Annotated in this window: 22 protein-coding genes; 9 read left to right on the top strand and 13 right to left on the bottom strand. The window is 54.2% G+C overall.

Going from position 1 to position 22,709, the window contains the following annotated elements:
* Nucleotides 1-89 precede the first annotated feature (89 nt).
* From tuf to OCV64_RS02375, 8 genes are all read left to right on the top strand, one after another.
* The gene (tuf, locus tag OCV64_RS02410; RefSeq protein WP_147570659.1) at nucleotides 90-1,292 is read left to right on the top strand and encodes an elongation factor Tu; all 1,203 of its coding nucleotides are present in this window, start codon (nucleotides 90-92) and stop codon (nucleotides 1,290-1,292) included.
* Between the two features lie 71 nt (nucleotides 1,293-1,363).
* Nucleotides 1,364-1,963: a hypothetical protein gene (locus OCV64_RS02405; RefSeq protein ID WP_262669202.1), complete on the top strand. Its 600-nt coding sequence runs from the start codon at nucleotides 1,364-1,366 to the stop codon at nucleotides 1,961-1,963.
* A 511-nt stretch (nucleotides 1,964-2,474) separates the two neighbouring features.
* Complete coding sequence (locus tag OCV64_RS02400) at nucleotides 2,475-3,584, top strand: ABC transporter substrate-binding protein (protein WP_262669201.1); 1,110 nt, start codon at nucleotides 2,475-2,477, stop codon at nucleotides 3,582-3,584.
* 76 nt (nucleotides 3,585-3,660) lie between these two features.
* Entirely contained in the window at nucleotides 3,661-4,602 is a 942-nt protein-coding gene (locus tag OCV64_RS02395) for an ABC transporter permease (protein ID WP_186852703.1), read from the top strand.
* Entirely contained in the window at nucleotides 4,596-5,381 is a 786-nt protein-coding gene (locus OCV64_RS02390; protein WP_147570655.1) for an ABC transporter ATP-binding protein, read from the top strand. The genes OCV64_RS02395 and OCV64_RS02390 overlap by 7 nt, the downstream gene beginning before the upstream one ends.
* 107 nt (nucleotides 5,382-5,488) lie before the next feature.
* Nucleotides 5,489-5,905, top strand: coding sequence for a CBS domain-containing protein (locus tag OCV64_RS02385; protein ID WP_262669392.1), 417 nt, complete (start codon nucleotides 5,489-5,491; stop codon nucleotides 5,903-5,905).
* Nucleotides 5,906-6,051: 146 nt separating this feature from the next.
* The gene (locus tag OCV64_RS02380; RefSeq protein ID WP_186852701.1) at nucleotides 6,052-6,567 is read left to right on the top strand and encodes an RNA polymerase sigma factor; all 516 of its coding nucleotides are present in this window, start codon (nucleotides 6,052-6,054) and stop codon (nucleotides 6,565-6,567) included.
* Nucleotides 6,542-7,216 carry a hypothetical protein gene (locus OCV64_RS02375; protein WP_262669199.1) on the top strand — a complete coding sequence of 225 codons (675 nt, stop codon included), beginning with the start codon at nucleotides 6,542-6,544 and terminating at the stop codon, nucleotides 7,214-7,216. Before OCV64_RS02380 ends, OCV64_RS02375 begins: the two co-directional genes overlap by 26 nt.
* A 324-nt stretch (nucleotides 7,217-7,540) precedes the next feature.
* Here OCV64_RS02375 and OCV64_RS02370 read toward each other — a convergent pair whose 3' ends face one another.
* The 6 genes from OCV64_RS02370 to OCV64_RS02345 all read right to left on the bottom strand — a co-directional run bounded on the left by OCV64_RS02370 (nucleotide 7,541) and on the right by OCV64_RS02345 (nucleotide 14,835).
* Nucleotides 7,541-8,788 carry an Nramp family divalent metal transporter gene (locus OCV64_RS02370; RefSeq protein ID WP_186852699.1) on the bottom strand — a complete coding sequence of 416 codons (1,248 nt, stop codon included), beginning with the start codon at nucleotides 8,786-8,788 and terminating at the stop codon, nucleotides 7,541-7,543.
* A gap of 47 nt (nucleotides 8,789-8,835) precedes the next feature.
* On the bottom strand, nucleotides 8,836-9,639 hold the full coding sequence (locus OCV64_RS02365; RefSeq protein WP_374739842.1) for a putative hydro-lyase: 804 nt from the start codon (nucleotides 9,637-9,639) through the stop codon (nucleotides 8,836-8,838).
* Between the two features lie 18 nt (nucleotides 9,640-9,657).
* Nucleotides 9,658-10,419, bottom strand: coding sequence for a LamB/YcsF family protein (locus OCV64_RS02360; RefSeq protein ID WP_186852697.1), 762 nt, complete (start codon nucleotides 10,417-10,419; stop codon nucleotides 9,658-9,660).
* Between the two features lie 250 nt (nucleotides 10,420-10,669).
* Entirely contained in the window at nucleotides 10,670-11,683 is a 1,014-nt protein-coding gene (locus OCV64_RS02355) for a 5-oxoprolinase subunit C family protein (RefSeq protein ID WP_262669198.1), read from the bottom strand.
* 1 nt (nucleotide 11,684) lies between these two features.
* On the bottom strand, nucleotides 11,685-12,470 hold the full coding sequence (locus OCV64_RS02350) for a 5-oxoprolinase subunit B family protein (protein WP_262669197.1): 786 nt from the start codon (nucleotides 12,468-12,470) through the stop codon (nucleotides 11,685-11,687).
* 1,351 nt (nucleotides 12,471-13,821) lie between these two features.
* Nucleotides 13,822-14,835 (bottom strand): aldo/keto reductase, encoded by a 1,014-nt coding sequence (locus OCV64_RS02345; protein ID WP_147570652.1) that lies wholly within the window; start codon nucleotides 14,833-14,835, stop codon nucleotides 13,822-13,824.
* A 170-nt stretch (nucleotides 14,836-15,005) separates the two neighbouring features.
* Here OCV64_RS02345 and OCV64_RS02340 point away from each other — a divergent pair, with 170 nt between their 5' ends.
* Entirely contained in the window at nucleotides 15,006-15,317 is a 312-nt protein-coding gene (locus OCV64_RS02340; protein WP_240287128.1) for an MGMT family protein, read from the top strand.
* 441 nt (nucleotides 15,318-15,758) lie between these two features.
* Here the strand turns inward: OCV64_RS02340 and OCV64_RS02335 are convergent, their stop codons facing one another.
* From OCV64_RS02335 to OCV64_RS02305, 7 genes are all read right to left on the bottom strand, one after another.
* The gene (locus OCV64_RS02335) at nucleotides 15,759-16,505 is read right to left on the bottom strand and encodes a sulfite exporter TauE/SafE family protein (RefSeq protein WP_262669196.1); all 747 of its coding nucleotides are present in this window, start codon (nucleotides 16,503-16,505) and stop codon (nucleotides 15,759-15,761) included.
* 70 nt (nucleotides 16,506-16,575) lie between these two features.
* Nucleotides 16,576-17,322, bottom strand: a complete 747-nt coding sequence (locus OCV64_RS02330) for an ABC transporter ATP-binding protein (protein ID WP_147570649.1) — start codon at nucleotides 17,320-17,322, stop codon at nucleotides 16,576-16,578.
* A gap of 15 nt (nucleotides 17,323-17,337) precedes the next feature.
* Nucleotides 17,338-18,105 carry an ABC transporter ATP-binding protein gene (locus tag OCV64_RS02325; RefSeq protein ID WP_147570648.1) on the bottom strand — a complete coding sequence of 256 codons (768 nt, stop codon included), beginning with the start codon at nucleotides 18,103-18,105 and terminating at the stop codon, nucleotides 17,338-17,340.
* Complete coding sequence (locus OCV64_RS02320; protein WP_243200981.1) at nucleotides 18,084-18,896, bottom strand: ABC transporter permease; 813 nt, start codon at nucleotides 18,894-18,896, stop codon at nucleotides 18,084-18,086. The genes OCV64_RS02325 and OCV64_RS02320 overlap by 22 nt, the downstream gene beginning before the upstream one ends.
* Before the next feature lies 1 nt (nucleotide 18,897).
* Nucleotides 18,898-19,734, bottom strand: a complete 837-nt coding sequence (locus OCV64_RS02315; protein WP_240287136.1) for an ABC transporter permease — start codon at nucleotides 19,732-19,734, stop codon at nucleotides 18,898-18,900.
* Nucleotides 19,735-19,909: 175 nt separating this feature from the next.
* Nucleotides 19,910-21,118, bottom strand: a complete 1,209-nt coding sequence (locus OCV64_RS02310; RefSeq protein WP_186852691.1) for an ABC transporter substrate-binding protein — start codon at nucleotides 21,116-21,118, stop codon at nucleotides 19,910-19,912.
* 97 nt (nucleotides 21,119-21,215) lie between these two features.
* On the bottom strand, nucleotides 21,216-22,697 hold the full coding sequence (locus tag OCV64_RS02305) for a lactate racemase domain-containing protein (RefSeq protein WP_147570645.1): 1,482 nt from the start codon (nucleotides 22,695-22,697) through the stop codon (nucleotides 21,216-21,218).
* Nucleotides 22,698-22,709 lie beyond the last annotated feature (12 nt).

The raw sequence follows: 22,709 nt of genomic DNA, 5'->3' as shown, positions 1-22,709 counted from the left end.
ATTTGCGCTCAGAATAGGATAAAATGTCCCTGATGCGATGGAACCCACGCAAGTTACGTCTATAACTGTAATATAAGGAGGAAATTCCAATGGCTAAGGCAAAATTTGAGCGTACTAAGCCCCATGTAAACATCGGCACCATCGGTCACGTTGACCACGGCAAGACCACCCTGACTGCCGCCATCACCAAGTACCTGGCTCTGCAGGGCAAGGCCCAGTATGAGGATTACTCCAGCATCGACAAGGCTCCTGAGGAGCGCGAGCGCGGCATCACCATCAACACTGCCCACGTGGAGTATGAGACTGACAAGCGTCACTACGCCCACGTCGACTGCCCCGGCCACGCCGACTATATCAAGAACATGATCACCGGCGCTGCTCAGATGGACGGCGCTATCCTGGTTATTGCCGCTACCGACGGCCCCATGGCTCAGACCAAGGAGCACATCCTGCTGGCCCGTCAGGTAGGCGTGCCCGCTATTGTTGTCTTCCTGAACAAGTGTGACCAGGTGGACGACGAGGAGCTGCTGGAGCTGGTGGAGATGGAGGTCCGTGAGACCCTGTCCTCCTATGAGTTCCCCGGCGACGAGATCCCCATCATTAAGGGTTCCGCTCTGAACGCTCTGACCTGCGAGTCTGGCGATGTGAATGATCCCGACTTCGCCTGCATCAAGGAGCTGATGGATGCTGTCGACGAGTATATCCCCACTCCTCCCCGTGATGACTCTCTGCCCTTCCTGATGCCCGTCGAGGACGTGTTCACCATCTCCGGCCGCGGCACTGTGGCTACCGGCCGTGTGGAGCGTGGCCAGCTGAAGGCCGGCGAGACCGTCGAGATCGTGGGCCTGTCCGAGGAGAAGAAGAGCACCGTGGTCACCTCCATGGAGATGTTCCGCAAGACTCTGGACTTCATCGAGGCTGGCGACAACGCTGGCTGCCTGCTGCGCGGTATCGCTAAGACCGACATCGAGCGTGGCCAGGTGCTGTGCAAGCCCGGCTCCATCCATCCCCACACCAAGTTCAAGGGCCAGGTTTACGTCCTGTCCAAGGACGAGGGCGGCCGTCACACCCCCTTCTTCAACAACTACCGGCCCCAGTTCTACTTCCGTACCACCGACGTGACCGGCATCATCACTCTGCCCGAGGGCACTGAGATGTGCATGCCCGGCGACAACGTGGACATGGACGTGGAGCTGATCACCCCCATCGCCATCGAGCAGGGCCTGCGTTTCGCCATCCGTGAGGGCGGCCGTACCGTGGGTTCCGGCGTCGTCATCGGCATCAACGAGTAAGTTTCCTATCAAAAGAGCGGACTTCTGAAGAGGCCCGCTCTTTTTCTATTATGAAACAGGAGGCGAGCGGTGTGGAATATAACTACGAAAAAGTGGCCCAGTCCCTGAGGCTGATGTATGTGGGCAATATGATTATAATTGCCAGTATTCTATGTACGATCCTTGCGTGGATTATCCCGCCCTTGATATTTTTAGTGTCAATGGCGGTCTTGGGGGGGACGGTCATTTCGTTAGTGGGCTTGGTGAAGCTGCGCAGTGAGCACCAGGCATATAGGAACGCGGTGATCACTCTGGTCATCGTGTTTGTAGTCGGCCTGTTCGCGAATGATGAAACAATATTCGGTGCCCTGATGAGCATGGCCCAGGATATCTGCAACCTGCTCATGACTTACTTTGTAATTAAGGGGACCAATGCGGTTTTACAGTCAAAGGGCGCTGCCGGCCAGATGGAGCTGGGAAAAAAGGCATGGAGATGGCAGCTCATTTCCTTTGGGGCAGCGTTCCTGTCCGGGGGGATTACGCTGTTGTGCCTGCTGCTTTCTGGCAGTCTCTTGGATTCTCCGTCACTCATCTTGCCCTTGATCTCGGTGTTTGCAAGTTTGGCAATATCCCTGGTGGCGTTGGTGTATTATCTGCGTTATCTCAAGCAGAGCAGCGAATTTCTTATCTGACCTGGTTTGGGGGCGTTTGACCTGAGGGGAGAACGCCCCCATTATTCGTATGGATGGATAGGACGTTGAAAGCTCCCACAATATTTTTTCAAGAGGGGGGTTGACAAGGAGACGGGGAGCGGCTATAATAATCCCAACAATTAGACAGCGGTAAACCTTTGAGAAAGAGGAGTAGCCGGTGCGGCAAACCTGAAGAGAGTCCCGGAGGGTGAGATCGGGGCGGGGAGCGGCCGAGTGAATGGACTTTCGAGGGCGGCTTGAACGGGAGACCTAGTAGATGCCGACGGGGACCCACCCGTTATCCATCGGGCACGCGTGATGGCGCGTGAAGCGAGCGGACGTGCAAACGTCAATTTGGGTGGTATCGCAGGAGTACAGCTCTTGTCCCATATTATGTGGGATAGGGGGCTGTTTTTTTATACTCTGAAACAAAGGCCGCCGGCAACGGCCCCTCCATCACCCACCCAAACCAATCTAAGCCCAAACCGGGCAAATAATGGAGGTAAATACCATGAAAAAGAACAGCACTTTGAAGAAGCTCCTGGCTACGGCCCTGTCCCTGTCCCTGGCGCTGACCCTGGCCGCCTGCACAGGAGCCGGAAATGACTCCGGCAGCTCTGGCGCTTCCAGTTCTGATGGGACCGCCGCGGGAGGAAGTTCCGCCTCTGCTGCAAAGACGGAGTATAAGATCGGCTTGGTCAAGTATATGGACCACGCCTCTCTGGATCAGATCGAGAAGAACGTCCAGAAGGAGCTGGATGCCAAGAGCGCCGAGCTGGGAGTGACCTTCAATTACGCCGACTATACCTATAATGGGCAGGGGGACGGCACCACACTCAATCAGATCGCCGCCCAACTGGTGGCTGACGGGGTAGATGTGGTCGTGCCCATCGCTACGCCGGCCGCCCAGGTGATGCAGTCTGTAGTCACCGATGAGGACATCCCAATCATCTTCGCTGCGGTGTCCGATCCTGTCACCGCTAATCTGGTCCAGGACATGGACGCTCCTGGCGGTACCATCACCGGCGTCAGCGACGCCCTGAACACCGAGATGATCATGAAGATGATGCTGGCCGTAGACCCCGACATCCAGACCGTGGGCCTGCTCTACTCCAAGTCTGAGGATTCCTCCAAGAAGCCTATCGAGGAGGCTAAGGCCTTCCTGGATGCCAGCGGTATCTCCTATGTGGAAAAAACCGGCACCAATACTGACGAGGTCAACTCCGCTGTGGACGCCTTGATCAGCGCCGGTGTGGAGGCCATCTTCACCCCAACGGATAACACCGTGATGCAGGCCGAACTGTCTATTTTTGAGAAGCTGAACGAGGCTAAGATCCCTCACTATACCGGTGCCAACTCTTTCGCCCTGAATGGCGCTTTCTTTGGGTACGGCGTTGACTATGACGATTTGGGGGCCGAGACCGCCGATATGGTGGTGGACCTGCTGGTGAACGGGGCTGACCCCGCCACCACTCCTGTGGTCATCCTGGCCCACGAAGCGGCCACCATCAACACAGAAACCTGTGAGGCCATCGGTCTGAGCCTAGATGATGTGAAGGCTGCCTTTGCCACCCTTGGTATCGGCGTGGTGGAGATTACCACCGCCCAGAGCTTCAGCTGAGTCCATTCTGTAAAACCTCGGTCTGGGGACGCCGCCCAGTGCGGCGTCCCCAGTACCGCCATAAGGAGGAATCCCTGTGCCCGCTATTTTATCCCTGCCAGCCCTCCAGACTGCACTAGAGGTGGGGGCGATCTACTCCCTGGTGGCCATGGCCCTGTTCATTAGCTTCTCGATTCTTAATATTGCCGACCTGTCCACAGATGGCTGCTATACTCTGGGGTTTGCCGTAGGGGCAACTGTCACTTTGGCCGGGCATCCCCTGCTGGCCCTGCCCGCCGCCATGCTGGCTGGAGCCTGCTCCGGCTTTGTCACCGCCTTTCTCCAGACCAAGCTTGGGGTGGAGAGCATCCTGGCCGGCATCATTGTCAACACAGGGCTGTACACCGTCAACCTGGCGGTGATGGGCTGGTCCTCCAACCTGTCTATCTACGGCAGTGATTCCCTATTTACGCTGTGCAAGGAGCTTTTTCCCTGGGAGTGGTGGGCTAAGTGGCATGAGCTGGTGGTGCTGGCGGTGATCCTTCTGGTGGCCGCCCTGTTGGTAGTCCTTTTTTTCCGCACCCGGCTGGGCCTGTCTATCCGGGCCACAGGGGACAACGCGGACATGGTCCGGGCTTCCTCCATCAACCCCTCCTTTACCATTACTGTGGGACTGTGTCTGTCCAATTCCCTCACAGGGCTGGCGGGCTGCCTGATTGGACTTCTAAACAAGAGCTGTGACATCAATTTGGGTACCGGAATGGTGACAGTTGCCCTGGCCTCCCTGATCATCGGGGAAAGCTTAATGGGTCGGGGCTCCATTCCCCGCCGGGTGTTCGGAGTCATTCTGGGGGCCTGTCTGTACCGCATCATCATCGCCGTCGCTATCAGTACCAGCATCGTGCCTACCGAGGGCTTCAAGCTGGTGTCTGCCCTGATTGTGGCCGTCGCCATCGCCGCCCCACAGGGAAGAAAGCTGATCGCGCTGCAGCGTCAGAAGCTGGCTGCCAGAAAGAGAGGGGGCGGAGTCAAATGCTGAAGCTGGACCACATCTCCAAGACCTTCAATCCAGGAACGCTGAATGAGAAGAAGGCCTTAGACCAGGTGGACCTCCACCTGGAGCGGGGAGACTTCGTCACCATCGTAGGCTCCAACGGGGCGGGAAAGTCCACCCTGTTTAACGCCATCGCCGGCAGCTTTCTCGTGGATAGCGGCTGCATCCTCGTGGACGGCCAGGATATCACTTTTATGGCCGAGCACAAGCGATCCAAGCATATTGGACGGCTGTTCCAGGACCCCATGCGGGGGACTGCGCCCCACATGACGATTGAAGAAAACCTGACCCTGGCCGCCGGGAGCGGTGGCTGGTTCGCCCCCCTGACACAGAAGGACAAACAGCGATTCCGGGACCAGCTGGCTCTGCTGGATATGGGATTGGAGGACCGAATCAAGCAGCCGGTGGGGCTGCTGTCCGGCGGACAGCGCCAGGCCCTGACCCTGCTCATGGCTACCATGAATCCGCCATGGCTTCTCTTATTGGATGAGCACACCGCCGCCCTGGATCCTGCCACGGCGGAGAAGGTGTTGAAGATCACACGGGAGGTGGTGGCGGAAAACAGGATCACCACCCTGATGGTCACCCACAATATGCAGCAGGCACTGGAGCTGGGCAATCGCACCCTGATGATGGACTCCGGCCGCGTCGTGCTGGACATCCAGGGGGAGGAGCGGAAGGGAATGACAGTGTCTGACCTGCTGGCACGCTTCAAGGCAGGGGTGGGCAGGGGCCTGGACAACGACCGTATTTTGCTCTCCTGAGAGGGCAGATTTCACAGTTTTTTTACAGACTTTTGCCTCGATCTGTGCTATCCTGTCCATAGAGATATAGGGGGCCTCCCCGCCGGAAAGGATTGAGAGTATTGAATGTGATATCTCTGCTGACGCCAAAGACAAACGTGGCCTGGCTCTATGAGGACTGGACCATCCGCCAGGGGCTGGAGAAGCTCCGTTTCCACGGCTATACCGCTATCCCGGTGCTGGCCAAGGATGGGAGCTATGTGGGTACAGTCAGCGAGGGGGATTTCCTCTGGTGCCTGTTGGACCAGGGGAGCGGGGATATCCAAACTCAGGAGAAGCAGCCCCTCCGCAGGGTAATCCGCCCCGGCTTCAATCCGGCGGTACGCATCGATGTGGCCCTGGAGGAACTGGTGGAGCGCGCTCTGCGCCAGAGCTTTATCCCCGTGGTGGACGACCGAGGCGCTTTTGTGGGCATTGTGACCCGCCAAAATATCATCAAAAGACTTACTGTCCTGAACGTGGAGCAGCCCGCTGCCCATATGTAACAGGATCTGCTGCTGAACCTTCACAGGGCCGCCACAGATGTGGCGGCCCCAAATTTTTTCTTTTGTGGTGAGATTTTTACCGCCTCTGGCGGATATTACTGAATGAAAGGCCTTTCAAACAGAGACTTCCAAGGAGGTGAGCGGCTTTGACCCAGGAAGAGTTCAGCCGGGCGGCTCAGACCTATGGCGACATGATCTATCGGGTGGCCTACCACGCTCTGGGCTGCCGGGAAGACGCCGAGGACGTGATGCAGACGGTCCTGCTTCGGCTTTTTGAGCAGAAAGCAGAGTTTGAGAGCGAGGACCATATGAAGCATTGGCTCCTGCGGGTATCGGTGAACGAGAGCCGCAAAATGCTCCGCTCTTTTTGGCGGCGCACTGCCGTCCCGCTGGAGGAATGGCATGAGCTGACCGCACCCGAGGACCGGGAGCGGGCGGAGCTGATGGGGGCGGTGATGGCCCTGGAGCCGAAATACAGGCTGGTCATATATCTCTACTACTACGAGGGGCTGAGTGTGGCCGAGACGGCCGCCGCCCTGCGTGCCAATCCATCCACGGTGCAGACCTGGCTGCTCCGGGCCCGGGCCCGGCTGCGAAAGGAATTGTCCGAGGAGGAAGAGAAGGAGGGAAGTGTCTATGTTCGACCCCAAAGTGTACCGTAACGCATGCCGGGAGCTCAACGCTTCCGAGGAAAAGATCAAGGAGATCATCGCCATGACTGAAAACAAGGACCGTAAGAACTCCCGCCGAACTATGCGGACCATATTGGTGGCCTGCGCCGCCATCACTATGATGGTAGTGGGGGTGGGGGCAGCCAACCCAGAGGCCGCCCAGGAGATATTCGGACAGATCGTGTCCGTCATCAAGGTGGACCAATACCGACAGGACATGATCATGGATACCGGCGAGCATATTACCACCTTAGAAGTACCCCAGGCCACGGTAGAAAACAGGGATGGACGGGCTATTCTGGTAGTAAACGGGGAGGAAGTGGATATCACAGAGGAGCTTGAGGCAGACGGCAGCTATGTGTACGACAGGACTACATTCGGAACTCATTTGAGAGTCACGGTGGAGGGTAACGTGGAGAAGTGGGAGATGGCCGTGTCCATCGGGGAGGCCGATGGAGAGGAGTACGGGACCGTCTACTATGACAGTGAAACCGTAGAGGACGCACTGGGCGGCTCCTTTATGAACGGGCTTCCTTTTGAACAGGTCGAGGCGGAGCAGGAAGAGGGCATGGTTACCATTATCGGGAACGGTGAGAATGACGCCAGCCCACGGACATCGGCAACACTGAACCAGAAATGACAAACAGCGAGGGCGTGTCCAGTGGGAGAGATAGGGTTCCAAGAAGTTTTTCTGTCTCATATCTTCCAGATGTCGCTTTATCATAGCACTTCCTCTAGGACTTTTCATGTCGGGCTGGTAAGTCTGTGGCGCCAGTCGTGCCAATGAAACCAGCAACTACGCAGTTCCATCCATAAATCTTACCCTTGAAATGAGAATGAAGGGGGACATAGTCCCCCTTCATTCCAATTTTTATGCGCCAGATCTCTGTATGTATTCTTTTATCTTGTGGCACATAAGATTCCAGACCCTAGATTCAGCTCTTCAGACGACAGTGGCAGCAGATTAACCAATCAGATTGATGAATACACGGATAGCCAACAGAACTGTGACCACAAAGATGACAGCAAAGATGATGTTTAGGTAAAGTCGATTAGCGTGGTCACCCATGAACTTCTTATCCGAGGTGATTCTCCAGATAATGCCGCAGATAATAGGCAGCAACAGACCGTTCAAGGCCTGGGCCATGATGACCAGTTCCGCGGGGGAGGCTCCGAATAGGAAGATGAAAATCAGGGGAATACCGGCACCTAGGATCATCCAGAGACGGCTGCGAGGAGCCTTCATATCCTCTTCCTGATCGGTGGCCTGATTATACAACATAGGTAACAACTCAATGCGGAACAGACCTGAGGAGAAGGCGGCGGCCCATAGGCCCAGAGAGAACAGAATACCGGCATAGCGGCCCAGAATAGGAGTCAGTTGAGCGGCCATGTCGGAGGCGCTGCTGACAGTGATACCTAGGGGGAACAGGTTAGTGGCTGAACAGACAACGATAGCGCTGGTGATTAGGGCGGTGACGATGCAGCCAAACACCAGATCGAAGTGGGCCATCTTCATTTTAGTTTCCTGAGGCAGACCGGCCTCGAAGGAGCCCTTCTTGAAGTAGCGCTGCTTGTGCAAGGCGGACAGGGAAACCGGGATGTCCGGTACCATGGTGGTGGCCAGCATAGCCAGGACTAGCATGTAGTCACCATTAGGAATCTGGAAGGAGAAACCCTCGGACACCAGGTCAGACATATTGGGCTGAGAACCAATAGCGGTGGCGACGAAGGCGACGACCATCAGAATGACCAGTACCTTGGTAAAGCTTTCCAGAATGCCGTAGCGGGAGGTCCAGGCCAGCACAAACGCCAGCCCAATCATAATAGCCGCCCATGCGATCAGAGAGATTTGAGGGACAAAGTAGTTCATAGCCATAGCGGCGCCGGTGAAGTTGCCCGCCTGGAAAATCAGGCAGCCGAACATGATGCAGTAGTACAGGACCATTGCCCATATTTTACCGAAGCGCATACGCACCGCTTCCATGATGGTGACTTCCTTGGCCAGAGCCACGCGGATAGCGGGCAACTGGTAAAAGAAAGAGGCTAGGGCGGCCAGGATAATGACCCACAGGAGCTTGTAGCCATAGCTGGCGCCCATGGAAGAAGCGGTGGTGACACTGCCGGGTCCGACCACAACGGCTGAGATGACGATGGCGGGGCCAACGGCTTTCAAATAGTCCATCGCGCTGGGCTTTTTCGCTTCGTTCATACGTTGTACTCCATTTCCTTTTAGATTTTGGGGGGCTGATGTTCTCCTTACAACTTGCTGCTGTCTATGTCGCTGATGAGCATATAGCCTGGGGAATGAGAGATCAGAAGGTCAGGTTTAGCCTGAGTGGCTACGTTCTGGGGTGTGACACCGCAGGCCCAAAAGACTGGAACCTCGTCAGGACCGATATCCAGCGGATCACCATAATCAGGGTGGAGCACATCCTTGATACCGATGGCATCAGGATCGCCAATCTGGACGGGAGCGCCGTGGGCGTAGTCCATGGGTTCTGTGATTTTGACAGCCAAGTCCACCAGTTCCTTCTTGACCGGGCGCATGGACACCACATAATTGCCGTGGAACAGCTTACTAGGCTTGCAGGCGATATTGGTATCAAACATAGGAACCCGCTTATTCTCTTCGTAGTGCTTTAGCGGGATACCGGCTTCCACCAGCCTGGATTCAAAGGTGAGGCTGCAGCCAATGAGGAAGCCTACCATGTCCTCATTCCAATAGCCGCTGACATCCTTGACTTCCTCCTCGAATACACCGTTACGGTAGATGCGGTAGAGAGGGATATCCGTAGTGATATCAGCCCCCTCCGCCATCTTGTGAGAGATGGGAGAGCCTTGGTCAAAGACCTCTAAGATGGGGCAGGGCTTAGGATTCTGCTTCATAAATTGGAGGAAATCTTCGCCATAGCGGCGGTGCAGGATAACCAAGTTGCCCTGGATGTAACCAGGGCACAGCCCGGCGGTGGGGAGCACTAACTCCCCAGTGCGGAATTTCGCCCGCAACTCAGCGGGAGAGAGAGAACTGTAGTCTTGCATGATATCCGTCCTTTCTGCCATATCTCTGCTCCGCAGTCATCATTGGGCAAAGTTTTTGATCTGGATGCCTTCACGATGGAAAGCGGCTTTCAAGGCTAACACAAATTCCACTGCGTGGGCTCCGTCACCATGGACCAGAATGCTCTCTGCCTTGATGCCGATATCCTTCCCAGCAGAGGTGGTGACCTTCCCCTCCTTGACCATCCGGATCACCCGGGCCACGGCTTGGTCCGCATCTTTGATCATATCGCCGGGCTGTCCCCGGGGGACTAGTGAGCCATCCTCCATATAACCCCGGTCCGCAAAGGCCAAGGATACAGTTGGAAGCCCCATGTGGTCCGCTACATCCTTCAGGCAGGAGTTGCCGTAGTACAGAATACGGATAGAATCGTCGAAGCTGGCGGTGGCCTCACATACCGCGCGGGCGGTATCCATATCGGCCTGGGCTACGTTTCCCAGGGCGCCGTGGGCACTAATGTGGAGCAGAGGGACACCGGCAGCCTTGGTAAAGGCGTAAAGGGCACCGATCTGGTAAGTAATAAAGTCCCGTAACTCTTCCTTTTTCATAATCATCCGCCGCCGTCCGAAACCCTGCAGATCAGGGTAACTGGGGTGTGCACCCACGCCCACGCCGTACTCTTTGGCCAGAGCCACCGTGTGAGCCATAACCACTGGATCACCGGCATGGAGGCCGCAGGCCACATTGGCTGAAGACACATGGCGCATGATCTCGTCATTTGCTTCCAGGGTATAGTTGCCGAAGCTTTCACCCAGGTCGCTGTTCAGATCTACTTGGTACATATGGTTCCTCCTTGCTTCTGTTTTCAGATGAAAATACAAAAAGGCAAAGACATCTTGTCAGGATATATCCCGAAAGACGTCTTTGCCTTTGCCGCCTACAGTATAGACCTGTATCCAAAGATAGTCAATGGGATTTGTGATATCTCAAATGATTCTGTAGCACATTCTAAAAGCCGAGGTCTTACTTATACCTATTTCTATAAGAATCCTAAAACTTTTCAGCTGGAATCTGTGGATCCAAGCGGCCTTTTCATTTTGCTGGGGAAATGCCTACACAGTAAGTGTTGCCATTGACGCTTACCCGGTAGATGGACTTAAAGTCCTGGTCATAGACCTGACGTAACCGCTCATACTGGGCCCTCTGAGCCAGATAAAGTTCCTGCGCCAGATCCAACTTGATCGCTTGGAACCGAATTTTATCACCGGGAGCGCACTGAGCGACCAGGGGGATATCCACCGAGATGATATTGGCGATCTTGGTATAGCCGCCGGAGCCCTGGTGCTCACTCATCATGATGATGGGCTGTCCGCTGCCGGGTATCTGGACTGCGCCCAAGGGAATGCCGTCGCTGATGATGTTGGCATCCGTGCTGTGCTCTACCTTGGGTCCGTTGAGTCGGTATCCCATACGGTCAGATTTCTCATCCACGGTAAAGGTGCTGTTTAAAAAGGTATCCAGTCCTTCCTTAGTAAAGCGGTCGTCCTGGGGACCTAATATGACCCGGACAGTAATTTCTTTGGAAATAGGGGGTTGAGGTGGCAGACGGCGGACCGCCAGATTTGGAATCTGGGCCCTAGGAGAGGCAAAGGGAATGGTATCTCCGGCAGCCAGCTTTCTGCCCTGAAATCCGCCAAGTCCAGATCGGAGCAAGGTGGATTTACTTCCATAGAGAACCGGGACATCCAATCCCCCAGCCACAGCCAGATAACCTCGGCAGCCTGCGCGGGCTGGCCCTATCTGGAGTACGCTGCCTGCCTTAGCTGGCCAGGCCTGCCCTAGTGGGACAGGAACTCCATCCAATGTAGCGCCCATATCAGCGCCAGTTAACGCGAACACATTGTCCTGGGTAAACTGGAGCTTAGGGCCCAAAAAAGTCATTTCAAGAACGCCCTCACCCAGGTCATTGTCTACCAGCAGGTTAGCCAGGCGCATTGAGTGGAGGTCCATAGCTCCCGCGGGGGACATTCCAATGCGCTGGTGGCCAAAGCGGCCTTCATCCTGAACGCTGGTCAGAGGACCAGGAGAGATCACTTTGAGTCCCATGTTACTCACCTACCTTTCTTTCGTAGGTAACCGGTTGATATTCACCGGCCAGGGACAGTTTCCGGATCCTGGCGTATTCCACCTGGTCAATAGGTACGAACTTGAGCCACTGCCCGGACAGGCAAAATGAGGCCGGATCTTTTTTATCATCATAGAGTATTACGGGTGTACGGCCCACCACCTGCCAGCCACAGGGAAGATCGAAGCCATTGAGCACCGTCTGGTCCGCCCAGATGGCAATAGAGCCCTGAGGTATCTTGGTCCGCGGAGTGGTCCGACGAGGAACGGTGAAGGTCTTGACCGGATTGCCCACATAGGAGTGACCGATGGCAAAGGCCTGGAAATAGATGTAGCACAAATTAGCTGAGTGGCGGTGAACAAACTCGTCCCAGGTGATCTTCTCATGAGCCAGCACATCCTCTCGGTCTGGGGCCGTTTCCCGTCCGTCCCAGCCATCATAGTGTGGGGCGTTTGGATCCAGATCCACTTCACCTCCATAAAGCACCGGCAGTTCGATGACTTGGCCACCAACGCTGGCCTTGCTTTCTGAGAAGTCATTCAAGGCTAAGATACAGGCCTTCAATTCCTCATATCGCACCACTTCAGGCCTGTAATAGACGATCAGCGTCCGGTATGCAGGCACTGTTTCCACCACACCCGGAATATGGGCGGTGGACAGTGCTTTATCCAGTGCATGGACCTGCTGGTTGACGGCTACACTGATCTCATTTTTAAACTCAGCGCACAGGGCACAGTCGCCTACAGGCTTGATCACAAATTCAGCCATAACTTCAGCATTCTCCCTTCCAATAACAGGGCAGGGGCTCATAACACGCAACCCAACACAATCTCATGGGCACCAGAGTTGCGTCAAGATTGCTAGGCCCAGCAAAATAACTTCCTAATAAACTAATTAGAATGTTAATCCAGGCTCATTTTACTATCTCTGCCACGTTAAAGTAAAATACGAATAAGATTATAGAGTTATCTCAAAAAATATATAATGAATAAACAAAAAATTTTCACTTTCTTTAAGACTGTTTGTGAGTATTTAAGAAATACTTTAATTTGCTAACTTTTACTATTTTATCTTTGCGGCCTATTTTTTAACCGATAAAAAAAGGGCTGCTTCTCTCTAATGAATAAGTCTCATATTTTTGCGCCTCCCTACTTTTCTATCTGCCATGCGGCACATGCCCTTCACATACGCTGTATAGGATCGCCAAAAATAATCGTATCTCAGCCTGATAAGAGTCCTCTTTAAAATGATCTGCCATCCTAAATGGATGCCGGAACAGTCCGTGCAAATGGTAGAGAATGTGCGCTGCGTTTGGCTGTTGTGGGAGAATGTCAACGATGAGAACTTCAATATAATTAATCAACATGAGCTGCTCCGAAGATATCCCAAGGCACCTCTCAGGCGAATAGGTACTAGTAGGGGAATATGTGGGTAATGGGGTTACAGATTCTAACCACAGTCAGCCCAATTCCAGCTATTTCTACACCGTCTCAAACAGGGCGCGGTTAACTGTAAGGTATACAGAGACCCTGAATCTGACCTTCTGCAACTATGGCGATCAAGGTTGTGTTCTAAACCGCTTTTTCCCCTGCCTGGAACCCGGATCATCACCTTTGGTGTTCCCAAGGTGGGCAGTTCCTTTTCCTTGAGATCATCATACCGGGTGAGCGGATTTTTCTCTGTCATAAGTTCCCGAGGAAAGATAAATTGTGAAAATGCTTTCAGGTATATTTGCCCATAGCTTTAAAACACACAATTTTGTGTACAAAACAAGGCATGGGGTAACTGCAGTACAGTTTGCCAACGACTGGGATTTCAGCGCTTCATGATCCATTGTTTATGTACCGGATTGTTAAGTGGACACTGCGGACAAAAGATACAGATTGTCTAGAACTTTATCAGGGAAGTGAAACAAGAAGATGGCAAGCGGACCATTAGAGGCGGAGAAAAAGCAGGACAGCATAGCAATCCACTATGCTGTCCTGTAACCGAATAATTATGTTCTTATGGGTGTACCGCTAAGTCCCAAGCCGCCTATACAAGCTGCTGTGATTCATTTTAGGTCCAACTGAGAGACAACTTTTGATATGAAAACTTGCTCCGTGGACCCCCCTTGTTGTTACCGAGCCAGGTAGGTCTTATAATCCTGATAGTTTTCCGCCAGCAGCCTGGGTGTATCCAGACCGTAGGGACACTTTGATTTACATTGATTACAGTGTAGGCAGTTCTCTATCTTCTTCATCTCCGCCTGCCACTGGTCAGACAGCCAGCTGGCCTCCGGAGCCCGGCGGAGCATCAGAGACATCCGGGCACACTGGTTGATTTCGATGCCAACAGGGCAGGGCATACAGTAGCCGCAGCCTCGGCAGAAGTCGCCGGCCAGCTCCTTGCGGTCGTGGTCGATGATCTGCTGGTACTCCTCGGTCATGGCCGGTGTTTCCCGGACAGCGGACAGGAACTGATCCAGCTCCCACTCATGCTGAACACCCCAGATAGGAACCACAGTGGGCTGCAGAGCCATCCAGGCGGCGGCCGCCAGCCCGCTTCGGATCAGGCCACCGGCCATTCCTTTCATGGCGATAAAGCCCATCCCGACCTTTTGGCACTTGTCCACCAGCTCCTGCTCCTGGGGCCCGGCCAGGTAGCTGTATGGGAACTGGAGCGTGGCGTACAGCCCGGAGTCAATGGCCTCATGGGCCACGGCCAGCCGGTGATTGGTGATGGAGATATGGCCGATCTTGCCCTGGGCCTTGGCCTCCAGGGCGGCATCATACAAGCCATCCTCGCCGCCGGGCTTGGGGCAGAAGGCGGGGTTATGGAACTGGTAAATGTCAATGTAGTCGGTGCGCAGGTTCCGCAGGCTGGTTTCCAGGTGCTCCTTTAGCTCCTGGCCAGTCTTGGCGTGGCTCTTGGTGGCGAGGATGACCTTGTCCCGAATCCCCTGAAAGGCGTAGCCGATCTTTTCCTCACTGTCGCTGTAAGAGCGGGCAGTGTCAAAATAATTCATACCGCCGTCCACAGCCTTCCGCAGCAAATAGGCGGCCTCCTTCTGGGAGATACGCTGAATGGGCAGGCAGCCGAAGCCATTTTTCTCGATCTGGATGCCGGTACCGCCCAGAGTAATCGTAGTCATAGATATTCCTCCCTTTCCTTATGGATTATGCTCCCTGGCCTCTATTAAATGACGGTTCGTCCCCGATGTCAAGTAGGAGGCCCCATTTTATCGGAAAAAGAGACAACGGTAGACACCGACGGGGCCGGGTGCTATAATCGGGAAAAAGACACAGTACGGGAGGGAGCCGTTTGGACAACGTATTTCAGCGGGTCTATGAGATCACGGCCCGGATACCCTATGGCCGAGTAACGACTTATGGACAGATTGCCAGGTTGCTTGGCAATCCCAGGCTGTCTCGTATCGTGGGCTGTGCGCTGAATGGGGCGCCGGCGGACTTGCCCTGCCACCGGGTGGTCAACCGCCTTGGGGGACTGAGCGACGCTTTCTCCCCTCTGGGAAAGGAGAGTCAGCGCCTGCTGCTGGAGATGGAGGGGGTGCCCTTCCGGCTGGATGGCGGAGTGGACCTGACGGCCTGTATGTGGTACGGCGAAGAGGAATAGAAACCTGGTGCAGGGGCTCTCCCACAGGAACATTGACTGTTCAGTATAGGAAAGCAACCGGAGTTCATGCTGTTTCTCTGACTGGCTCGGTCTCTCCCAAAAAGTTGGATGAAAAAAGCAAAAGAGGGGATACCGAAAGCTGGATTGTCTGCTTTCTCAGAGACGATTGAAAAGAAGCTCTGCGGCAAAGTCTAAAAATATATAGGCAGATTTGTAGATAAAGTCAGATTTTGTGAAGAGGGATGGCTAACAAAAGCAAAAAATCTGCTCAACTTATATGGCCGTAGAAGTGCGGTGCTCCGCCATGGTCATAGTAGACAGGAAAAGCGGTTCTGTTCACTGACCCTTGGACCGCACATAAGTAGGGAGGGACCACAGCCACGCACCCAGAAAGACCACCCCAAGAGCCAAGTACGCTTGGGTTCCTCTTTACAAAAGGGATCAGACACTCAGCCCGGTGATGATTAGATTGACGGCCATGAGGGGCAACAGGATATAGGCCACCAGTGAGATTTTGTTCTTGTCGATTTTCCGGAACACTTTCAACCCAAGTACGCCGGCTAGCAGTGCTGCCGCTGCGGAGGTGGCTAACATAGGTGCCGCCTCCAACGTGATGTTGTGATAGACAAACAGATGCATGGCGCTTGAATAGAGCCCGGAGAGAAGGAAGCTGAACTCTAGGCTGGCTTTCATACTCAAGGGGGTTTCGCACACATTCATATAATAGACCAAAAAGAAAGGCCCCACAATATTGAACATGCCGGTGGAAATTCCGGTAATCAGCCCGGCACCAACAGCTGTATACCAGCGGTTGGGCAGCACCAGTTGGCGGCGGCGCATGATGAAAAAAATAGCGGTTACCAACAGAAGCAGACAGGCTAGGATGATGCGCAGAAGAAGTTCATCAAACTGGTCCAGTAGATACAGGCCCAGATTGATGGTGGTCAGACAGGAGAACACGGGCAACACAATCAGCCGCCACTGCAGTTCCCGACAGAGGACTAGGGTCATCTGGAGACCAATGACAACCACAGTCACCGCGGAAATGGCGGAACATACAGACATGGGTAGAAAGAGGGGCATCAGGGCCATGGCCATTAGAGCATAGCCAAAGCCGGCAGCTCCTTGAAAAAAAGCGGCGGCAAAGTTGATGACTGCTACAAGAAGCATAATCTGGGGCTGATTCATGTTACCCTCCTTTTCGTCGAGTTTGGCATTTAAGAAAAGCGGGGCGGCCCAAGGGCTTCCCCGCTTTATCTTACCACCATTTGATCTGTTCGGTCACATGATTTCGAATTGCAATGAAGTCAGGAGCGGTAACATCCCGCGGACGTGGTAGGTCTACCTGCACTTCCTCCTTGATGTGGGCCGGCTTGTTGGTCAGGATTAGGATGCGTTCAGCTAGATACACGGCCTCCTCGATGTTGTGGGTAATGAAAACCACGGTGGTACCGATTTCCTTCCACAAGCGGATAACCTCATCCTCCAGATAGAAGCGCAGTTTGATGTCCATCTGTCCATATGGCTCATCCATCAGCAACAGGTCAGGCTGGAGGGCAAAAGCGCGTCCGATAATGATGCGTTGGGCGGTAGAAACGGACAACTGGTGAGGGTAGCGGTTACGAAACTCTTCTAGGCCTAACAGCTTGATGATATTTTCTACTCGACGATCAATCTCATTTTTGGGCAGCTTCTTGATTTCCAAGCCGAAACGCAGGTTCTGTTCTACCGTGAGCCAAGGCATGGAGGAAGGCTCCTGGAACACCACCGCCAAACTGTGTTTTTTGGGATCGGCGGGCTCACCGTCGATATAGAGTTCTCCCTTTGTGGGCATATAGATGCGGGTGAGCAGATTGAGGAAGGTGGTCTTACCACAGCCTGTGGGGCCTACCACACACAGGAATTCTCCCTTTTTGATATTGAAGGACACATCGTCTAGCACATGTAGGTCCCCGAAGTATTTGGTCAGGTGCTCCACCCGTACTTTATATTCTTGCTCGCTCATAGAGTACCTCCCATATCAAAGCGCCAGATCCGTATTATCGGAAATCTCGGACCGGATGCGCAGAAAATCCGGAGACGTAGTGTTCCGGGGACGCCCCAGTGAAGCCAGATCATAAACCTGCTTTACCCGGGCGGGGCAGTTGCTCAACAGCACAATTCGGTCTGCCAGATAGACAGCCTCCTCAATGTTGTTGGTGACAAAGAGGATGGTGCGCCTTTCTTGCTCCCAGATACGCAGGATCTCTTCCTCCATGGCATACCGGGTTTGGGCATCCAGCTGGCCAAAGGGTTCATCCATCAGGAGAATCTGAGGATTGTTGGTATAGGCACGGGCAATTCCTACACGCTGCTTCATACCGCCGGAGAGCTCATGGGGATAGGACTTTTCAAAGCCTTTCAACCCCACAAGATCGATGTACTTCTGGGCGGTGGCCCGGCGCTCCTCCTTGGATACGCCAGCTACCTCTAGACCAAATTCCACATTGCCCATGACAGTGCGCCAGGGCATCAAATTCAAAGACTGAAACACCATGCCGATACGCTTATCGCTGCCGTGAACTTCCTCGCCGTCCAGATAGATTTTGCCACCGATAGGTTTCTCCAATCCGGCGATCATGTTCATCAGTACGGTTTTACCGCAGTGGCCTGGGCCTAGGATGACCAGAAATTCATTGTCGTAGACCTCGAGGGAAACATTTTCCACTGCATCCTTGACTGACTCGCCCACGACGTAGCTCTGACAGATGTTGTCCAGTTTCAGAATTACTTTCTTTTTCTCGTCCATGGGCAAATCAACCTTTCTGCAATTTGCGTGATAATGGCCAGCATAGCGCCCACGATACCAATGGCGATCATGCCGGTCAGGACCAGGGGCATATCGATAGAGTCCATGCCGCGGGAGATCAGGAAGCCCACGCCTGCGTCAGCACCCAGCATCTCGGCAGCCAAAACCACCATCCAGGCGGCACTGGTAGAGGTACGCACGCCGGCAAAGATGGCGTCCAGAGAAGATGGAATAGCGATCTTGAACAGGCGCTGTCTGGGTGTGGCATTAAAAACGGTACCTACGTCCAGATACATTTTATCCACAGAACTAAGACCGGCCTGAGTGTTGACCACAATAGAGGCCAGAGAACCAAAGATAACGATGAGGACCTTGGGGAACTCACCAGCACCAAACCACAGTGTGATCAGAGGAATCCAGGCTAGCGGAGGGACGGCACGGAAGGCGTTGAATAGAGGGCCAAAGAAGGCACGGGCCCTGGGGCACCATCCCAGCAGTACGCCAAAGGCGATACCAGCAGTCCAATCGAAGACGAGAGCCAGACCGATGCGCCGTAGACTGACCAAAGCGTGACCGACCAAAGTCAGTTTCTTTACCGGATTGGTGAACAGGCGAACTGTACGATCCCACACTGCCTGGGGAGTTGGGAAGTTGGAATTGGCGCCGGAGGAGGCTAACAGCCAAAGGGCCACCAACAGGAGAAGAGAGACAATAGGGAGGATACGGTAAAGAACCTTAAGCCGTTGTTCCCGAATCTCTGCTGCGCTCATATGCGCGGTTTTCTTTTCCATACTACACATACCTCCATCCTAGGAAGATACGCTCCAGCCTGTTGATGATAGCGGAGATGATGACGCCCAGCACGCCGATGACAACAATCCCCAGGATGATCAGATCTACGCGGGCATAGGAACGGCCCATCAGGATCATGTAGCCCAGTCCGCTGGAAGCGGCCAGCATCTCAGCGGCCACCAGAGTGGCCCAGGCGTTGCCGATAGCAACCTTGATGCCGGCGAAAGTCATGACCAAAGAGGAAGGAATCCCCACTTTTACGAAGACAGTGAAGTAAGAAGCGCCAAAGGTCTTACCTACGTTTTTCAGGACCTCCTTGGTCTGCCGGATGCCGGTATAGGCGTTGATTAGACAGGGGACAAAGGCGGCAAAGAATACGATGAAGGACTTGGCCGGCAGGCCGATGCCCAGCCACACAATGGTCAGCGGAATCCAGGACACTGGGGGAATAGGGCGAATAATCTCAAAGATGGGGCGAAGAAAGCTGTCGGCTCCCCGGTACCAGCCCATCAGCCAGCCTAGAGGCACACCGATGACTACAGCCAGCAGGAAGCCCAGAAGGGCCACCTGTAAACTGGACCAGATATGGACCGTCAGCACCGCGCCGTCTGGATTGGGATCAGACAGTTTGGTGACGAAAAGACGAAGGACTTCCAAAACGTCACACAGAATTCTGGAGTCTACAATGCCGGACAGGGCTAACCCTTCCCAAATGAGCAGGAAGAGAAGGATACCGGCGAAAGACAGGGTGATGTTGCGGTAGGTTATCCGGTGTTTTTCACGCTCAACCAGCGCGACACGCTCAGCCGCAGTCATCTCATGAATGGGTTCGCTCAAAAGACATCCCTACTTTCCGAGCTTTGTGTCTCAAATATCAGATATGCAGAGGCGGAGATGCACTCTGAGAACGTTTGGACTGATCTGTAGACAGAAGCCAAATTCAGTTTTCACGTCCGCAAAGCGAATCTTCCTCCCGCCTCCCATGGGGCGGGAGGAAGACTATCGAAGGCATTTATCGACCCAGCATTTCTTTGACAGCCAGAGCGATGGAATTGTCCACCCGCTGATCGTCCAGGAACTGGGTGCGTTGGGCCTCGGTGTAGCTGCCTACGCTGGTGAAGAAGTCAAATCCGGAGAGGATGTCGTTCTCAATTTGCAGTAGGTCACGAGAAGTATACAGGCCAGCTTCGTCGGGTTCAGTTTCAGTAAAGAGTGCGATATACTCGTCTACCGTGGGACAGCGCCACCAGTTAATGGTGCGTTCAGCGATGCTCTCGTCACACAGGAAGCCTTCTTCGTCGCAGTGCTCCAGATACCAGGCGGCGGCCTGAGCGGCATTGCCCTCGGACTCGGTAACCCACTCATAGGTCAGATGGAAAACAGCGACTGCAGCAGCCACTAGGTCGGGATTACTCTCCATGATCTCGGTCTGGGCGAAGGTACAGCAAGGGAAGGGCAGGTTCAGCTGGCCAGAGTCAGTGACACGAACATACCCTCTGTCCTCAGCGGACAGGGCGATAGCGTTCCAACACACCAGGGCGTCACCAGTGCCGCCGTTAAAGCCGGTCAGACCGTTGGCATTGTCCATGTTGACACTTTCCACGTCGGAGAGGGTCAGGCCCATGGTCTCGAGATACTGAGCCAGGACCGCCTGACCGGTGGTGCCAGCAGGGTAGACCACGGTAGCTCCCTTCCATAAATCGGGGTTAGTAGGGTCATTAGCCAACTCAGAGTCGGGCCGTACGAAAATGGCCATGTTCTCCTCGTAGTCAGTAACATCTACGAGGGTAAAGTCATAACCAGCCAAGGCAGTGCATACACCGCCCAAACCGCAGGATGCCATGTCCCATTCGGAGTTGGCCTCCATCATGGCGGGGCCACCGGTGAAGCAGCTATACTCCACATCGATGTTTAGCGCGTCGAAGACGCCTAGATTATCGGCAAAGAGGAAGGCATAGGAGAGGGGAGAGCCGGTAAAGAAGCCGATGCGCAGAGTCTGGCGGTCTTCAAAGGGGGTTAGACCAAAGGTCAAATCCTCAGGGGCGGTGGCGCCGTCTATCAGCTCCACTTCGTGGCCGCCACCGGAGGAAGTGCCACCGCTGTTGGCGGAGTTGTTGCCTCCGCTACTGCCATTTTCGTTGCCAGAACAGGCGACCAGAGCGAACATCATGGCAAAAGAGAGGAGCGTTGCAAGGAGTCTTTTTGTGGTTGCTTTTTTCATCTTTACTTCCATCCTTTCTAAACATATATCGACCGGGCGGACTACCGGACGGTCACTATCCAGCCAAACCCTGTGTGATTCCAAAGGGAAGGGCTTTTTAGTCAGCGCAGGGATGGCCACAGGTGCCATCATAGCCCTCGTTCTTCATGCATAGATGAACAGCGCCGATCTTATAGGTCTTAGGCAGAGCCAAGATATTGGGGTTGGGGCCGACAAATTTCTTTTTGGCGTCCTCCAGGGCTTCCTCGAAGGTGGACCGGGTCTTCAGCCCCATAGAGCGGGCAATACCCGGTTCTTGGGCACCCACAATATAGATGGCGGAAGTGTTCATCTCGGCAATGTGACCGCAGCTCATCATGGAGAAGCCGTGGAAGGGGTGGAAGGCGTTGCAGAAGCGGTACTTGCGAATATACTCCTCATTGGTAGCGAAGTACTCGCCATAACGGTCCATGTCGGGGAGAACGTTCATGTAATCATGCTGGAACATCTCGTATAACTCCCTCAGATAGGGCCAACGTTCGTCGTGAAAATAGCCGTTACAGATGCTAGAAACGATGAATACACAGTGATCACTCATGACTCTCTTGTGGCGGATGACCTGAGCTGACAAGGCCTGCATCATCTGGATAGGGTTGGTACCCATGCCATTGCCATAGTGGAAGTCTTGGGGCATGCCGAACACCACTACATCATACTTCTTTTCTGCCCAGGGCACATAAGTCCGTTTGTCGGCGACATCCCAGGACACAGGTTGCATCTCCTTAGCATAGCCGGAGAAGATAGCAATCTGACGGGAGTAGGTGTCTAGTACCGCGTCACAGCAGAAGAAGGAGTGGCCCATCTTCTCTTCCATATGCATACCGATCTCATCGAACTTGGTACGCATCAGATTGTGGCCGGACACGGGGGTGAAGTCATCCCGGTGCATGACCTTGGGGACGTGATGACTAGCAATAGAGCGCCAGTGGGTGATGCCGGTAGTACAGTGCTTATAGCCGCCAGAGTATCCGCCGTAGGGATTGCCTTGGGTGTGTCCGATAAGAATGGGGATATCGCAGTCAAAGACATACTTGTTCATCAGCACCGGATCACCCCGCTGGGTGGTACCTAGATCCACCATGTGGTCGGGATCCTCACTGTCGTGACTGGTGATCTGGTTGGTGTAATAGAACTCATTGAACAGATCATCACCCAGAATCTTCTTCATCTCGGCCACTGTGGCTCGGGGATGAAGGCCGTTAGAAAACAGCAGAAGAATGTCCTCTTTCGCTACTCCAGCAGCGTACAGCTCATCCAGACAGGCCCGGATGGCCACACGACGATGGGAGGTAGGCTGGGTGCCTCCCTTCACAATGTCAGGAATGACGAAGACCACTGTCTTGCCGGGGCCAGCCAACTCCCGCAGAGGCTTCATGCCGATGGGGTGCTGGATAGACTCCAGGGTGGCAGCATACAGGCTGTCCCAGTCTTGGGGCAGACAAGGGGGATCGGGCACGGTTTCACCGGGGATAAAGATATCGGTGCTGTCAGGCAATTCGGCGCTCATAAGGCCTTGGCCGTATTCAAAATCCAGTTTCATGCAGGGAACATC

Source organism: Muriventricola aceti, assembly GCF_025567565.1.
GTDB classification, from domain to species: domain Bacteria; phylum Bacillota; class Clostridia; order Oscillospirales; family Oscillospiraceae; genus Lawsonibacter; species Lawsonibacter aceti.
The sequence above is the reverse complement of the archived record's forward strand: the minus strand, read 5'-3'. Positions and strand labels throughout refer to the sequence as shown.